The sequence below is a fragment of the Acidithiobacillus thiooxidans ATCC 19377 genome (assembly GCF_009662475.1).
Taxonomy (GTDB): domain Bacteria; phylum Pseudomonadota; class Gammaproteobacteria; order Acidithiobacillales; family Acidithiobacillaceae; genus Acidithiobacillus; species Acidithiobacillus thiooxidans.
The window spans coordinates 996,856-1,011,003 of sequence record NZ_CP045571.1 but is presented as its reverse complement, the minus strand read 5'-3'; the positions used below and the strand labels follow the sequence as shown (position 1 = coordinate 1,011,003).

The 14,148-nt window shown below is 49.2% G+C and carries 18 protein-coding genes; 11 read left to right on the top strand and 7 right to left on the bottom strand.

Features of this window, described 5'->3' with window-relative positions; translation table 11 throughout:
- Positions 1 to 42 precede the first annotated feature (42 nt).
- From GCD22_RS05285 to GCD22_RS05270, 4 genes are all read left to right on the top strand, one after another.
- The gene (locus GCD22_RS05285) at positions 43 to 642 is read left to right on the top strand and encodes a hypothetical protein (RefSeq protein WP_010636694.1); all 600 of its coding nucleotides are present in this window, start codon (positions 43 to 45) and stop codon (positions 640 to 642) included.
- A 37-nt stretch (positions 643 to 679) separates the two neighbouring features.
- Positions 680 to 1,270 carry a cytochrome b gene (locus GCD22_RS05280; RefSeq protein WP_031573973.1) on the top strand — a complete coding sequence of 197 codons (591 nt, stop codon included), beginning with the start codon at positions 680 to 682 and terminating at the stop codon, positions 1,268 to 1,270.
- Positions 1,270 to 1,797, top strand: coding sequence for a DedA family protein (locus GCD22_RS05275; protein WP_010636697.1), 528 nt, complete (start codon positions 1,270 to 1,272; stop codon positions 1,795 to 1,797). Before GCD22_RS05280 ends, GCD22_RS05275 begins: the two co-directional genes overlap by 1 nt.
- A gap of 155 nt (positions 1,798 to 1,952) precedes the next feature.
- Positions 1,953 to 3,059, top strand: coding sequence for a hypothetical protein (locus tag GCD22_RS05270; protein WP_031573976.1), 1,107 nt, complete (start codon positions 1,953 to 1,955; stop codon positions 3,057 to 3,059).
- Between the two features lie 171 nt (positions 3,060 to 3,230).
- On the opposite strand, the gene tnpA is transcribed toward GCD22_RS05270, so the two are convergent.
- Both tnpA and GCD22_RS18145 read right to left on the bottom strand, forming a co-directional pair.
- Positions 3,231 to 3,662 carry an IS200/IS605 family transposase gene (tnpA, locus tag GCD22_RS05265; protein WP_153940479.1) on the bottom strand — a complete coding sequence of 144 codons (432 nt, stop codon included), beginning with the start codon at positions 3,660 to 3,662 and terminating at the stop codon, positions 3,231 to 3,233.
- 484 nt (positions 3,663 to 4,146) lie between these two features.
- Positions 4,147 to 4,392: a hypothetical protein gene (locus GCD22_RS18145; RefSeq protein WP_029315939.1), complete on the bottom strand. Its 246-nt coding sequence runs from the start codon at positions 4,390 to 4,392 to the stop codon at positions 4,147 to 4,149.
- A 529-nt stretch (positions 4,393 to 4,921) separates the two neighbouring features.
- On the opposite strand from GCD22_RS18145, the gene GCD22_RS05255 reads away from it, so the two are divergent.
- Positions 4,922 to 5,170, top strand: coding sequence for a YMGG-like glycine zipper-containing protein (locus GCD22_RS05255; protein WP_010636705.1), 249 nt, complete (start codon positions 4,922 to 4,924; stop codon positions 5,168 to 5,170).
- A 115-nt stretch (positions 5,171 to 5,285) separates the two neighbouring features.
- Here GCD22_RS05255 and GCD22_RS05250 read toward each other — a convergent pair whose 3' ends face one another.
- The gene (locus GCD22_RS05250) at positions 5,286 to 5,534 is read right to left on the bottom strand and encodes a hypothetical protein (RefSeq protein WP_077218551.1); all 249 of its coding nucleotides are present in this window, start codon (positions 5,532 to 5,534) and stop codon (positions 5,286 to 5,288) included.
- 536 nt (positions 5,535 to 6,070) lie between these two features.
- Between GCD22_RS05250 and GCD22_RS05245 the strand changes: the two genes are divergently transcribed.
- Entirely contained in the window at positions 6,071 to 6,742 is a 672-nt protein-coding gene (locus tag GCD22_RS05245) for a hypothetical protein (RefSeq protein ID WP_153940478.1), read from the top strand.
- A 292-nt stretch (positions 6,743 to 7,034) separates the two neighbouring features.
- Positions 7,035 to 7,265: a hypothetical protein gene (locus GCD22_RS05240; protein ID WP_153940477.1), complete on the top strand. Its 231-nt coding sequence runs from the start codon at positions 7,035 to 7,037 to the stop codon at positions 7,263 to 7,265.
- A gap of 53 nt (positions 7,266 to 7,318) precedes the next feature.
- On the opposite strand, the gene GCD22_RS05235 is transcribed toward GCD22_RS05240, so the two are convergent.
- The 3 genes from GCD22_RS05235 to GCD22_RS05225 form a co-directional block, all read right to left on the bottom strand.
- Complete coding sequence (locus GCD22_RS05235) at positions 7,319 to 8,581, bottom strand: cellulase family glycosylhydrolase (RefSeq protein ID WP_226856210.1); 1,263 nt, start codon at positions 8,579 to 8,581, stop codon at positions 7,319 to 7,321.
- Entirely contained in the window at positions 8,578 to 9,504 is a 927-nt protein-coding gene (locus tag GCD22_RS05230) for an IS630 family transposase (RefSeq protein WP_244947580.1), read from the bottom strand. The genes GCD22_RS05235 and GCD22_RS05230 overlap by 4 nt, the downstream gene beginning before the upstream one ends.
- A gap of 92 nt (positions 9,505 to 9,596) precedes the next feature.
- On the bottom strand, positions 9,597 to 9,965 hold the full coding sequence (locus GCD22_RS05225) for a 2OG-Fe(II) oxygenase (RefSeq protein ID WP_226856174.1): 369 nt from the start codon (positions 9,963 to 9,965) through the stop codon (positions 9,597 to 9,599).
- Positions 9,966 to 10,204: 239 nt separating this feature from the next.
- Between GCD22_RS05225 and GCD22_RS05220 the strand changes: the two genes are divergently transcribed.
- The 4 genes from GCD22_RS05220 to GCD22_RS18825 all read left to right on the top strand — a co-directional run bounded on the left by GCD22_RS05220 (position 10,205) and on the right by GCD22_RS18825 (position 12,795).
- Positions 10,205 to 10,771 carry a hypothetical protein gene (locus GCD22_RS05220; RefSeq protein ID WP_051690717.1) on the top strand — a complete coding sequence of 189 codons (567 nt, stop codon included), beginning with the start codon at positions 10,205 to 10,207 and terminating at the stop codon, positions 10,769 to 10,771.
- A gap of 175 nt (positions 10,772 to 10,946) precedes the next feature.
- The gene (locus GCD22_RS05215) at positions 10,947 to 11,360 is read left to right on the top strand and encodes a tetratricopeptide repeat protein (RefSeq protein WP_080707857.1); all 414 of its coding nucleotides are present in this window, start codon (positions 10,947 to 10,949) and stop codon (positions 11,358 to 11,360) included.
- A 627-nt stretch (positions 11,361 to 11,987) separates the two neighbouring features.
- Entirely contained in the window at positions 11,988 to 12,434 is a 447-nt protein-coding gene (locus GCD22_RS05210) for an Hsp20/alpha crystallin family protein (protein WP_024894748.1), read from the top strand.
- Positions 12,435 to 12,660: 226 nt separating this feature from the next.
- Positions 12,661 to 12,795, top strand: coding sequence for a helix-hairpin-helix domain-containing protein (locus GCD22_RS18825; RefSeq protein WP_337588886.1), 135 nt, complete (start codon positions 12,661 to 12,663; stop codon positions 12,793 to 12,795).
- A 224-nt stretch (positions 12,796 to 13,019) separates the two neighbouring features.
- Here GCD22_RS18825 and GCD22_RS05195 read toward each other — a convergent pair whose 3' ends face one another.
- Positions 13,020 to 14,069: a phospholipase D-like domain-containing protein gene (locus GCD22_RS05195; protein ID WP_226859382.1), complete on the bottom strand. Its 1,050-nt coding sequence runs from the start codon at positions 14,067 to 14,069 to the stop codon at positions 13,020 to 13,022.
- Positions 14,070 to 14,148: the final 79 nt, after the last annotated feature.

Genomic DNA, 14,148 nt, shown 5'->3' with positions numbered 1-14,148 from the left:
TGTCATTACGACATCCTAAACACTCTGTGCAAGTTGCTATATATGCTTGCCCTGATTGGTGGCCCCTTGGTGGCTCAACCCGCTGCTGGACATGTTTTTTTGCATTCCACAGCGGCTTGCGACTATCTCAAGGAGCATGCCATCACAAATCGTGACATGCAGACTTCGGCTCACACTGCAGAATCATGGTCCAGGCAAAAGGTTGCCCTGTATATAGACCAGCCGCAGTCAATTAGGCATGTCGCCCATATTCCAGAGGCGCCTTACCTTACAGCCATTGTTGGCAAAAAGGCAGAATGTGTTGCCGCTGCACCTGCCTGGTTCAAGAATTTAACTTCAGCAGAGCAATCCTGGTTATGGTTGGTAGGCATTGCCGGTTTACGCCACCCGCACATCTATCATCTCATGCTTCATGCTGCGGAACATCCACCACAAGGACTTTTTGCCGGTGTTGAAAAATGGTATGGACACCACGTTGCGAATCGCAGCATTCTGAAATCGGAAAAGCAGGCGACTCTCTGGTTGCCAAATCAGAATCATCGCGTAGCCCTGAAAACCCTGGAGAAGCTCGCACAAGATCGTAGTTTTTCGGAAAATTCCTGGCTACCCAACATAAAGCTACAACTGCATGCCGTAGATTAGTTTTTTATAAGCATAGAAATATTTAAAAGGAGTCTGAATGGCAAAAAATGGGCTTGAAAAAGTTACAGGATCTTCGGTGACTGAGGAGAGTGCTCTGTTCAAAGTATTGCATTGGTTGATCGCCGTGCTGATTGTTTTTCAGGGCCTATTGGGTGCTGCCAACTTACGTATAGCCTGGCTGCAAGACCATCTGGCAAGTGCCATTGTGGTGCATGAAGAGATTGGGCTGCTTATTTTATTGCTCACGCTGTCGTTATTTATTGTACGGGTCATTACTGGACGCAGATCAGGCGCAGGCGCACAACCAAGTCACCAGCTATGGGCCAAGATGGTCCATGGTGCGTTTTATGGGCTCATTTTCGTTGAATGCGCCATCGGTATCTGGATAATGGGGCTTCTGGGTAAGGGCTTGACGATTCTGGCATGGCATATGCCGCTTCCCATTACCGCCGATCCCCACTTTGCTTTTTCTACTGTATTGCAATGGCATGCAGCAGTAGCGTTGACGCTGGCGTTTTTAATCGTTATTCATAGCCTGGCAGCACTTTATCATCATTACGTGCTTCGCGATCATACGCTGACCAGAATGTTACCCGTTTGCTTATCACGTACGAACCCCAAATCCTGATGTCAGTTTCCAGCTATTTTTTGAGCTATCTCCATGCCGCAGTCGTTTCAGCTTCGGGTGTGGTGGATCAATATGGGTTGGCCATAGTCGTGGCTGGATTGTTCCTGGAAAGCGCCGGTGTCATTTTTTTACCTGGGGAGACCTTGTTGATTGGTGCAGGTTTTGTAGCCAGCCAAGGTGCCTTTAATCCGCTAGTATTATTTGCCCTCGGCATAATAGGTACCAGTGCCGGTTGGTTCACCGCCTATTACATAGGTTACAAAGTCGGTATCAAATGGGTCAAAAAACATGGTCGATGGATAGGGATTACAGCAGAACGCCTTAATAAGACGCATACTTTCATGAATAAATATGGCTCCATAGTGGTGCTATTTGGCCGATTCATTGTTCCGTTGCGACAGCTTCAAGGCTACATCTCTGGATCCGCAGAAACAACACTACAGGATTTTTATCTCTGGAATATATTAGGTGCAGTCATATGGGTTGCGTTTTGGGGCGGCGCTGGATATTTTTTGGGAATGTTATAGATGTTTGTGATTTAATGTTCATAAAGTTACCTGTAAACGTGAAATGGAGGGCTACAATCATTTCTATTGATAGAATTAAATTTACATGGTGGTTATCATCATTCTTATTGTGTATAGCCACATTTTATGTGAGTCCTGCTTATGGAAAGCAAGTGATGACATTAAGCCAAATAGAAAATATTGCGCAGCAGTCACCGGCAATGCGCGAGAAAGAAAATGACGTACGTGCAGCCCGGCAGGAGATCAAAATTTTACACGCAGAAAGCTCGCCCATTCTCCAAGGGAGAATAAAGGCTGGTCATTATACCCACTTCAACTATGACGGTATTCCACGCGCCTACATTATGAAACCAAAACTCGGATTTAAATATTATTTATTTGGTGGAAATAAATATTTACGTCACATTACCGCAGAAGCCGAGCCCGCATACTACAAAAATCTTTCTAAATATGACTCAGAGTCAAGAAATATCAGAATGCATATTCAGAAGTCATATGTGACCTACTGGGAGAATTATAAGATAGCACGAGAGTTAAAAAAGATTTTAATAATTTTTAAACATGATAAACATATTCCAGAAAGTGTGCATGGAATTCTTGAAAGGTTGCGTCTAACGACTTATCTTTCACGCATGCGTACAGAAATATCTTTACATAAGTTGATCGAAACTATAGGACACAAGCTTCATTCATTTATTCCTAAGCGACCAAATGAAAAACAAAATGCGCACAGAATTACACCAAGCGTGCTCCGCCGGCATCCTGCTATTGAAGGTTTAATACGCTATTATCATGGGCAGCGCAAACTCGGTTGGTTACGATTTCTTGATGTAAAGTTAAAGCTTTTTGTGAGACCCTCCTACTACCCTGCAGCGGGAAGAACGAAAATGGCAATCATCGGTGGTTTGTACCTGAACATGCCGATCGACATCATGGGTGCAGTACATCATGCGAATCAGCAGCTCGATATTGATCGGGAAAACATCCTTCTGAAGCTCAAGCAAGATGCTTTAAAAAGTCAGCAAGAACATAAAATTACTAAAATAAAGTTACCCATTTATCATAAAAAGGAACGGTTCTGGAAAAACCGCACTCAGTATTGGTATAACTTTTTAAAACGGGTACTATCACGAGATAATGGCGATATAAAGGCAAAAAATGCTGTGAACAAGGTGCCTCATGCCTTGAGGGCTTATCGAGAAGCGACACTTAAGTGGATTCATGCTGAAGCGGCTTTGACTTTAATGCAGTATCGCTCTTGATCATATTACCTGCTGTATAATTTATTCATCACGTAGACACTCCGTAATTCATGATTAGTAAGTATCTCCCGGCAAAGCCGGGAGCTTTAGTTCATGAGCCGCTCAAAGCGGCTTAAAACGGGGACGCTAACGCAGCCCCTCAGTTTTGGCGCCACCACTGGGTGGCCCGGATCAGCTCCATATGTTCAACTGATCTACTCCTTCATCCTCTTTCTCCTGATGGCGAATATAATACCGAATCATCGCTTCATCTCTGCCCACCGTCGATACAAAATACCCGCGCGCCCAAAAATGCTGACCCACGGACTTACGCTTCCGTTCACCGTAAGTCCGTGCTAAATGGATCGCGCTCTTGCCCTTGATGTAACCCACCACACTGGATACTGCGTACTTCGGCGGTATCGAAATCAGCATATGCCCATGGTCAACCATCAGATGTCCTTCTTCTATCCGGCTTTCCTTATGCCGGGACAAAGCCCGAAATACCTCACCAAGATCATTCCGTAACTGACCATACAACACCCTACGTCGGCACTTCGGAATAAATACTATGTGATATTTACACTCCCACTTGCTGTGCCTTAGGCTCAATCTCTCGTCCATCGGTTTCTACTTCGTCGTGTGCTTGGCGGCTCACAGCGTCGGTTCTCCGATGGACGCCACTATATGTCAAACATCTACTGTCACCCCGGCAGAGCTGGGGGATTTCCTATTTTTGGTTAAGCGTATTGTCTGACGCCCATTCCCAGTTGCCCTGCTGTGCGGCACATGCGGCCAATGATCGCCTGACAGTGGCTATTATTCCGGGTAGATTCTCAACCTGACTGAAGAGCGACAACACAAATGCTTAAAAATTAACCAGATGGAATAAGTCAGCGTTCCACTGTAGTGGACTGACTACAGTACAGTAGGGCTCGACCGAATGAAAACCGGCTGAAATCTTGTAGGAATGCTTTTTGCTGGTACGCCTTTGGTCTTTTTTATGGGAGCATCATTATGAAATCCATTCCCTCCCCCTCAACAGCTCGACGAAAATCGGTGCTATGGGTGGTGGCTACCACCCTCGTCCTTTCATCGGCCGTTGGGATCACTCCAGCACTCGCCGATAATCTTTCATTAGGCCTGGCCGTTCCGGGGCTGAGTGTTTCAGTAGGCGGAGCACCGGCCTATTATCCCGTATCCCCACCAGTAGTTTATGTGCCACCCCCACAACCCGTGTATTATTATGCGGCTCCGCCACCCCCGCCACCTCCACCGCCACCGGGACCGCCTCCACCAGGCCCGCCTCCACCGGGACCCGGGCCTTGGGGAGGGCCGCCACCACCGCCCCCACCCGGGCCTCCATCCGGCTATTACGCGGCTCCCACGCCTGTAGTGGGTTATGTATCTACTCCCTGGTAGGAATGTTGCTTGTATTTGCAAAACAGGATAAGAGAAAGGCCGTATTATTGGCTGATTGCGGGCACTTTATTGTTGAGCGGCTGCGCCTCAACGATAGCTGCCCCACCCCCAACACCTGCGTCGACGCACTATCGGCCTGAACAGATCTTACCTTATCCACCCGCCTCAACCATCTTGGCGCCCACGCATCCAATCCAGAGAACATCAGGACTACAGCGCGATTGCCAGCAATACCAGGCGCAGGTGCGTCTATTGCAACAAAAGCTGACAAAACGGCCGCACGCAGAAGGTCAAAGCGACGACCTTGACCAAATTCAGGCGGTCGTACAGCCGTTATGCACCAAACCGCTTTCTGGAACGTCCTATCGGATTGCCCGACAAGAAATTCTTCAGGCAACCCGGGATGTGGAACAACTATCCGGATCCCCTTCCACTACTACACCATAAGGAGCCTAATCCCCATGCAATATCCCCTTCGATTAAAATTCGGTCATCACCGGTACGGGTTAAAAGTTCTGGCGTTGGGTTTTTGTCTGATCGCCATGACTGGCTGCGCCAATATGAGCCCCACAGGACAACGCGCACTGAGTGGTGGGGCTATCGGTGCTGCGGGCGGTGCAGTGCTGGGTGCTGTTGTGGGTGGCAATCCGGCCGTAGGGGCCGCAGTGGGCGGTGCAGCAGGAGCAGCAACCGGCGCTTTGATGCACTGAAATCCTGATTCATGACCGGAGGAAAAGCCCCATTTCAGAAAAATGGGGCTTTTTTTAGACCTGTTTACAGAAAAATTGTCTGACTTTTACAAGACATACGCGCCCATAAAATCCTTCACGGAGGGGGTGGCGGGGGCGGCGGCCCCGGTTGCTGGTAATACGCCCCGGGACCCGCTGGCCCTCCGGGCGGCGGTGGGGGTGGGGGCGGTGCAGGATGCGCATAATATCCGCCAGGGCCCGGAGGCGGTCCAGGGGGATAGGCATAACATCCCGCCAACGCCATCAAGGTGCCGAACAAGGTCGCTACACGTAAAGCTGGCTGCCAGACTTTACGGCGCTTCAGTGACTCCATTTCATGGAACATACGGTTCTCCTGTAGGAAGATCGGTTTTTTATCTTTCCCCGAACAAATGGCTCAGGGGTTACGGTATAAAAATGTGCATACCTCCTTTCCGCTTTGCGGTCACGCTTTTCGGACTTGTGTAGCGCTTTCCAATATTGAGAAAGCAATAAGCGTTCCAGCACAGCGGAAGGATCTTGCGACAGAAGCGACATACTGAGCCGTGCCCGATTCCAGAAGAGAAGAGATCCGTTTTTATGGTAAGGGCATACAACAGGGACGCTATAGAGTCATATTGTCGCTAAAGTACAACAGACCTGCTGAAGAAAGGGCCATCTAGTCGCACCATTTCGTGAGCAGACGGCGCAGGCCACTGATTACATGAAAAATCTATCCCACGGGAACCTTTGGCATAAATTCTGCTGTCTTAGTCTCTGGACTCGACAGGGAGATTGCCTACTTCTTGTCTATCCCGAGTGGCTTGATCGTAACGGTGTGACTTCGAAAGTCCTGCCATCACTTTCCGGCTGTTTTTTGACTCAACCAACAGGAGTGTTCCGATGATTCAGAAAAAAATATGGCTTACCGCATTGACCCTCGCACTGGCATTACCCCTGGGCGCAGAAGCGTCCGTATATGGCGTCATGAATCAGGTTGGTGTTTCCGGCAATGTACAAGGGGCCACCAATCGGTATGGGAACACCAACGGTGGACTCGGTCTACGGGCCAGCCTTTACAATGGTGGATTGTTCGGCACGGCGAAATACCGCCATGAGTTCGGGGCTACTTACCAGGGTTACACCGGTGGCAATACCAACACCATTGGGCTCAAGCTCGGCTATCTTTTCAACGCCAGCAATATCCTGGCTGTCGGGCCTTATGTCGGCTATGAGTATAACCGCTTTGCACAGTCCAATGCCTATTATGACTCTCACTCTTCGCTGAGCACCAACGGTCTGGGTGGTGGTCTTTATGCGGCAGCATCTCTGCCAGGCGTCAATTTCACCGGATATGTCGGATACCTTGGCGGTATTTCGGAAACCCAGCATCTCTCTGGATTCGCACCAACCACTTTCAATCGCACTTCAGACCTTCTACAAATGGGGGTGAACGCCTATTATCCCCTAATGGCCAATGTCTCCCTGTACGTCGGATTACATGATGATGATTTTACACAGCGAGGCGCGCCCAATATTCTTCGCGGCGATGTGGGCTTGGGTATGCAGTTTTAAGGCACCATGCAGGCAGGATGGTCTGAAGCATACATCAACCCAGAGACAGCGAACCGTGCTCTGGGTTGATGCCTTCATGATTCAGTGATTTTACTGAAAAGTAACGAAGCGTCTTTTAATTTCAGAAAATGCCCATGCACCGTAATAGACCATGACTCTCAAGTCATACATACATGAAAAGACCAAACCACAATGAATTTCAGGACTATATCTCGGCGGAAATCAATACCTACTTGAAAAGTCGAGCAAAAGGAGTGCTTATTTCAGCAGAGGTATAAGTAAGGCGTGCTTGTTGATTGCTTGTGTGATCTGGATATTTGCGGGCATTCCGGCCGAGGCTTACGGGAGTTATTTTCGACCTGGGCCGAAAGGAAAGGACGTCACCATTTCGAACGGCGGCCTTTCGATAACTTTGAATATTCCTTGGGACGGAGTGGTGGTTTCGGTGTCGAATCGACACGTAGCCCATGGGATGAACATTGTCGACACCCATGATCCGGGGCGTGAATTACAGGTGGACTAGTTTTGATTATTATCGGATGGAACGTCATCTGTTCTGCTTTTCATTGGAAATCATCACTGGACAGCTTCAGCCCGGAATGTCTTTTGTAGGATCCTCCCTGCGTCATGGCCACATCCATCAGAATTAGGATCTACAAATTGATACGTGGCCGTATTTCCGGGGTAGTTGTAGCTGTTGATGATATAACCAGCCGCTTGAACGGGAGCATCCCACCCGTAAACGGTTATCCCAATAGCATGCGCTGGGAGATATCGCTGAATAAAGTATCGGGTGATGGTCTGATTCGGATCATTCGGACAATGTTTGAGGCCCTCGTCCCATTCTGTAGCGATGACGGCATGACCGGTGGCTGCCAGATTTCCAAACCGTGTATTCCATACATGGATACTGTCGGTTAGATTTCCGCGCACCACATACTGATAGGGATGCACGCTGTAGGCTGAGTTAGGCGGCATTCCATGCGGCACAGTGAAGCCGGAGAAACCAAAATCCACACCGTCACCCATGAAAAGAAGGACATTTTCTGGAGCTTGCTGACGAAGCCATCTCCCTACCGTGAGCATGCCCTGATCGGGCTCTCTGCCACAGCCACGCGCCCAGGATTTCCAGTCAGGATGCCTGAAGGTACCGTCATCGCATGCGCGAGTCGTTGAAGGCTCGTTAAAGACTTCCAGTATCACGCCCTTATCATGCGTCAAACGCGAATCCAGGAGTTGTTTCCAGGCTTGTTCGGTCCGGAGATCGGGCAGCTTCTGGAGTCCTCCATCCTCATAAGGCGTACAACTGTATCGCTCGGTTTGCATGCACAAGATAACGATAAGGCCGGCGCTTCGCGCCTGTTCAATCACGTTGCGCACCATGTCGGTGTAGGCAGAAAGCCCGTGAGTATATTCGTACTGCAGTGCTCCCTGGCTGAGATTGAAACGTACCGTATTGGCGTGCCAGTCCTTTACCATCGCTTCCAAGGACGGGTTATAACCGAAACCAGGCATTGCGGTCGCCGTCATGGCGGCCTGTGCTTCCTGAAGATTGGCTGCTGCGGGAGAGGCACGAAAATGCCTGCTACATAAAGTGGCAGCGTACTGCGTGGGATAGGCCAAGGAAACCGAGGTGAATCCTCGCGGTATAAATAATTGATTGGTTCCAGCCACGACTAACCGTCCGTCCACGACGGCCACTCCTGAAGTCGCAGCAGACGGAGCGGGGGTTTGCGCAGGGGTAGTATTGGCCAGAGCCTGATTGCTCACGCACGCGATACACGCAAGAACTACCGCCGGGAGTGCAGCAGCAAGGGCGATACGCAGCGATTGTTTCATTTGAGTTCAGTTGCCTCCGACATGGGTACATATGCGAGTGTCGTCTCTCGTCCCCGCATTTTTGCTATAGAGTTTTTGTCCGTACTGACTGCACCTTTGCGCAGAGCAGTTTTGAAATCCCGATTCAGGTATTCGTCGGGGTTGGATTCTGGCGCGTAGGGCGGCAGAAAGGCCAGTTCAATGCGGTCTTTTTTATCTGCCAGCCAGGCCGTTACCACTTTGGCATGATGCACCCGCAGATTATCGACGACCAGATAGGTTTTCTGGGGCGCGTCCTGAATCAAGGCAGTGAGAAAGGTGATGAAACGCTCCGCATCAATGCTGCCTTCGACAATCTGGAAAGCGACTTTGCCCTGCGGAGAAATCGCCGAGATCATGGAGAGCGTGGCCCATCGGGCGGGAACCGCCAATACCGGCGTTTGTCCCCGAGGCGCATACCCGCGCACCCAATGGGCATCTTCCTTGACGGCCGTCTCGTCCCCCCAATAAATCTCCGCTCCCTCTTGGGCCGCTTGCGCGCGCAGGCGGGGATAATCCTGTTCCAACCACTGACGGACTACTTCTGGATTCTGCTCCAATGCCCTTTTGACAGGGCGTTGTGGAGTGAAGCCCCAACGCTTGAGATACTTACCCATCAGACGCTCCTGTAGATCCGCCCCAAAATGATCTCGAATCAGCGCGCGTATCGCCGGTCGCGTCCAGAGCGCAAAAGGCAACTTTATTTGCTGAGGGTTACCCTTGACGATCTGATCGCGTATCCAGGCCTCGGCGGCCAGGGTCAGTTTGCGACAGGCACCTCTACCGGCCGACCTCGGCGCTTCTCTCCCAGCCCTTTTTCTCCTTCTGTACGGCGCCCGCGCCAACCAGCCTTTAATGGTCGTAGGATGTGCGCCAGATACCTTGGCCAACTCTTTCACGCTCATCCCGGATTGCTTGCGCAGACGAACCACCACCTGTGGCGAAGCATCTGCCTCCCTTCCATCGTCAAGCGGCGCACGTCGATCCTTTCCATGCTCTATATAATATCAAAGGATGTTCGGGTATTTAAGGTCCGTATTAATAAACCGAGCATCTCGCGCCAGAAATTCTTGTAAGCCTCACTGTGCAATTCGTGAATAAAATCCCTCCAGCTGGGCGTCAGGACTTTCTCCAGCGCTGGTCGATATTGCAGTGCGAGACGATCATGGCTTGCTTGCCCGTGCGCTCTTTTGTAACCCATTTGGGATTCAAAAAGAACGGGATCAGGAAGATCCTTGCAGAGCTGGTCAAACTTTTCCGGATAAAGAAAATCCGAAATACGGATCCATGGGTAAGGCTGCGTATGTCGAAATTCTTGAGATTGGGCGCCCAGCCTGTCCATAACCGATTTGTTGATTACATCCATAAATGCCATCCGAAATGATCTGCTATTGCTCACCCGCCTAAGACCATTATATCGCTAGCAAATTCCAGGTGATTCTGCAGTGAAAGGCTTCAAACAAAACCGTGAACAATCATCGCCTCGTCAAGTTCGACCCCGACTGGCAGGGAACTTTCTGATAGGAACTCCGGTCTTTTCGGATGGAAGAACACTTCCATCCGATTGTTTTGGTCCCAGGGTTTTTTACAGCAAGGAGGATAGCCATGAAAAGAAACCCTCTCTCGAAAACAAAACGCCAGTGGCTTGCCTTGGCGAGCTTGCCCCTTCTCGGTGCGACTATGGCCTTACCCCTCGCCCATGCGGCGACAGCTTATGTTTCAGTGGATGGCCATTCGATTCCCGTTTCTGCGGAAAACAAAACCATTCATATTCCCGGTGGTGTCATCCGAATACAAACGGTCACTTGGGGGGCACAAGGTCATCCCGGACATTTGCAGGTGACTGCCAGCCATCTCTCTCCGGTACAGGCGCAAGCGCTGATCAATCGGAGTTTGTGGCAGATGCGCTCCATGCAGGTGGCAATGGATCGACAGATCGCTCAAATGAATCAGCTCATGCGGGTATCTTTTGGTCCTTTCATCGGTCCAGCCTTCAACTTCCCTGAACCGGTCATGATGACCCGATTGTTTTTGCCTGGAACGGAGATGAGGACGCCCATTCAGACATCCCATGTACTGGCAGCCCCCATAAATCCCTTGGCCAGTCACGAGATCCTGTCAGTACGCTGGAAGCATCCTGAGAAAATAGATCATCCTAAATTGCCTATTTGATAGCATTACGAGATATACCCCAAAGACCAGCTCGCGGTGTCTGAACACGAGCAGCAGATGATGTCGGCGAATACTCCAAGGACATCTTGGAATCAGGCATCTGCCGTGAATTCGTTGCTGTTTTGACGGATTCAGCCCCACGTCACGGGGCATTTTCCGATACCAGGAAGGTGCTATGTCCACGCTCTTATGTCGCCAGTGCATTTGCTACGTTGCTTTTGGTCTCACCGTAATTCCCGTTGCAGCAACGGCTGGTGAGTTAGTGGTTCATCACGTCCCCGAATTTCGAGTGCATGTAACGGAGATGCCAAAATCAGTGGCAGGAATGTCTGTGAATAAACTTGTAAAATGGGCGCATGCTGGAGATCCTGCAGCAGAAAATGCCTTAGGTGTGCACTATTTTTATGGGAGAGGGATTCCAAAAAACCAGCAAAAAGCAGATATCTGGTTTCGTAAGTCGGCAGAATCCGGAAACGCCAATGGGGCTTTTCATCTGGCCTTCGCCTACAACTTCGGCGAGGGTGTACCAACCAACACGCATAAAGCCGTTTATTGGTGGCAACAATCTGCAAAAGATCGCAAGAAATGAGCCAATTTTGTGCTCAAGCGTATCTTGAAGATCCTTGCGTTAGTTTTATTCGCGGCCTTCTGGGGATTCTGGATTGGTCATCAAGGCCACACCCATATAGAACGGCTTTTTGAGTCCAACAAGAGTCGCCCCCTCTTCGTTGGCACGCCATCAAACACACTCTCAACAATGCAAAAGACAAACAAAGCAATGTAAGCTCTCTAGAGCGAAAATGATCATGCATCCTGAAATACTTCCACCTCAGGTAGTTGGGCAAAAAGGCTGCGTCTACCTCTTGTATGGGGTATCTATTCCATTACTTACAGCAGCATGTCAATGAAGTAACTTGGAGGTAACAAGACATCCTCTTCTCATGATTGGTTCCTGAACATCCCCCTTTTCCCCAGCATTTCACGACTCTTTTTAACACAGGCGTTTTCGGCTCCTGTGGTACACTTTCCCGGCTTTTATTGGCTTCAAGCATTTATCTAGAAAGCTGTCGAGGCTTCTGGAGGAAACGGATTCCATTCGCTTAGATGCTATTGTGCAGCCCCTTGAAATTTTAGTGGAGCGTACCCATAAATCTTTCAGCCTGAGAGCAGGCTATGATTGTTAAAAGGTTATTGTCATAAGATGGAGGTATACACCATGGCTAAAGAAGTATCCCGTCCCACGGTTATGGATGTGCGTCCGACTGATCCACTGGAAGGCGTACTTGACACGTTTATGCCCGGATTCTTTTCCCCGGCATCTTTACGTAGACAATCCTATCCACAGGTTGCCAATATAGATGTTATTGACCGGGATGACGCCTTTATTCTCAAAGCTGAAATACCCGGTGTTGAAAAGAACGATCTGGATATCCAGGTGCATGGTAACCAAGTTTATCTTGGTGGTGTGAAACAAGAGGAGAAAACGGAAAAAGACGCGAACTATGTATATCGTGAACGGCATTACGGCGAGTTTTCCCGGACGATTCAACTTCCGGTGGATATCAATAGTGATCAGGTAAAGGCGACCTTTAAAGATGGTGTACTTGAATTGGTACTGCCAAAAACGGAATCCGCCAAGCGGAAGAGGATCACCATTTCCTGAGCGATCTGGAATGGCTTCTGGTTTACCGGAAGCCATTCCGACTTGTTTGTCTGCTGAGAAAGGAGATTCACATGGCTATACCAATGAGAGTATTCAGTACCGGAATTGATTCTGATGACTGGATCCCTCGCCGGTTTACGCAACAGCAACCCCGCCTATTTTCTGGCAACACGCGCCAGAAGGAACCAAAAGTCTGATAGGGATCGGACCCATTCGCCGGGAACAGATGGTTACCACCTGGGCAGACCAGAAAGTAATCAGGGAGATCATGCTGTTCCTGCATACCCATGGTGTTGGGACCGCCCGCGCTGTGCGGATTTTTAAAACTTATGGCATTGCTGCTGTTCGGATAATGTCATAAGAACCCTAAAGGCTGGCTCGGGACATACACGAAAGAGGCTTCAAAACGGCCGATACCATCGCCATCAAACGGGTATCGCACAAAATGCACCCATACGGATATGGGCAGGTATTTCCTATGCACTGATGATAGAAGCCGGGGTTGCTACCTGATATTCGGCCTGTGATGCATGGCGATAAGCTTAATAGTGGAAGGAGATGTTCATCTCATTGTAATAAACTGCATCATAAAAATGGGGAAAATATGCGTGTGCAACCATCAAATAGCCGATGGTGAAATGGCCGTTTCAAGTATTCGGCATAAGTAAACTGTGTTGCGGAATTTTGATGCGTGCGGAATAACGTATTTATTTTATTGACGAGCAGCGCATTATAGCATTCAACATTGAATTCAAAATTAAGCCGAAGACTGCGTTCATCCCAGTTACCAGAACCCATTAATAACCATTGATCATCCACTATCATCAGCTTAGAATGGTTAAAAGGTGGAGGACATAACCATAGGCGTGCGCCATGCCCAAGGATCTCGTTGATGGTTCCCATAGTGGCTGCTAGTAATATTTTACTGTTGTTTCTGGGGATAAAAATGTCCACTTCAACCTGACGATTAATAGCATCACCAATCGCTGCAATCAACACCTCATCAGGGATGAAATACGGTGACATGATTTTGACCGATTTTTGTGCCACGTTCAGCGCGGTGAGATAGGAACCTCGCAAGCGTTCCTGCTGTTCATTCGGTCCAGCAGCAATGCCACGCGCCAGCACTCTACCTTCATGCGGGATTTCATCTTCCTCTAAAAACCATGGTTCGCCACGCAAAGTCTCCCCGGAGCTGTAAAGCCACTCATTCACAAACACCGTTGACAGTTGCGCCACTATTGGTCCAGTAACCCGAAAATGCGTGTCCTGGTGCACCGCTTCATCCGGGTTGGACGACCAATAATCGCGATGTATATTGAATCCTCCAGTAAATCCGATGCGACCATCTACAACACAGATCTTCCTGTGACTCCGTAAATTTAGGAAAATAAACTGGCGAGCCAACAATGGTGAGTTGAATAACGCAAAAGGAATGCCTGCATTACGGAGTGCATGAACTACAGATGGACGTGTAAGATGTGCCATCACTCCATCCAGTAGCACGCGAATTACAACGCCACGAGCGTGGGCTTGACGCAATTCAGAAATAAATTTCACTCCAATGCCATCAGCATGAAAAATATATGTCATTAGCACGATAGATTTTTTTGAATTAGCAATAGCTTCTAACATGGCATTATAGGCCGTATTACCAGTAAATAATGGCTCAATCTCGTTTCCATCAATCAGGCTTTGTTCTGCAAGCCTATGA

Bases quoted from the DNA above. Each gene is read 5' to 3' on its own strand.
- GCD22_RS05195 (WP_226859382.1), bottom strand. From the start codon at position 14,069: ATGTTAGAAGCTATTGCTAATTCAAAAAAATCTATCGTGCTAATGACA.
- GCD22_RS05225 (WP_226856174.1), bottom strand. From the start codon at position 9,965: ATGGATGTAATCAACAAATCGGTTATGGACAGGCTGGGCGCCCAATCT.
- GCD22_RS05235 (WP_226856210.1), bottom strand. From the start codon at position 8,581: ATGAAACAATCGCTGCGTATCGCCCTTGCTGCTGCACTCCCGGCGGTA.
- GCD22_RS18825 (WP_337588886.1), top strand. From the start codon at position 12,661: ATGGTTACCACCTGGGCAGACCAGAAAGTAATCAGGGAGATCATGCTG.
- GCD22_RS05220 (WP_051690717.1), top strand. From the start codon at position 10,205: ATGAAAAGAAACCCTCTCTCGAAAACAAAACGCCAGTGGCTTGCCTTG.
- GCD22_RS05230 (WP_244947580.1), bottom strand. From the start codon at position 9,504: ATGAGCGTGAAAGAGTTGGCCAAGGTATCTGGCGCACATCCTACGACC.
- GCD22_RS05250 (WP_077218551.1), bottom strand. From the start codon at position 5,534: ATGTTCCATGAAATGGAGTCACTGAAGCGCCGTAAAGTCTGGCAGCCA.
- GCD22_RS05210 (WP_024894748.1), top strand. From the start codon at position 11,988: ATGGCTAAAGAAGTATCCCGTCCCACGGTTATGGATGTGCGTCCGACT.
- GCD22_RS05275 (WP_010636697.1), top strand. From the start codon at position 1,270: ATGTCAGTTTCCAGCTATTTTTTGAGCTATCTCCATGCCGCAGTCGTT.
- GCD22_RS05285 (WP_010636694.1), top strand. From the start codon at position 43: ATGCTTGCCCTGATTGGTGGCCCCTTGGTGGCTCAACCCGCTGCTGGA.
- GCD22_RS05245 (WP_153940478.1), top strand. From the start codon at position 6,071: ATGATTCAGAAAAAAATATGGCTTACCGCATTGACCCTCGCACTGGCA.
- GCD22_RS05255 (WP_010636705.1), top strand. From the start codon at position 4,922: ATGCAATATCCCCTTCGATTAAAATTCGGTCATCACCGGTACGGGTTA.
- GCD22_RS05280 (WP_031573973.1), top strand. From the start codon at position 680: ATGGCAAAAAATGGGCTTGAAAAAGTTACAGGATCTTCGGTGACTGAG.
- GCD22_RS05270 (WP_031573976.1), top strand. From the start codon at position 1,953: ATGACATTAAGCCAAATAGAAAATATTGCGCAGCAGTCACCGGCAATG.
- GCD22_RS05215 (WP_080707857.1), top strand. From the start codon at position 10,947: ATGTCCACGCTCTTATGTCGCCAGTGCATTTGCTACGTTGCTTTTGGT.
- tnpA (WP_153940479.1), bottom strand. From the start codon at position 3,662: ATGGACGAGAGATTGAGCCTAAGGCACAGCAAGTGGGAGTGTAAATAT.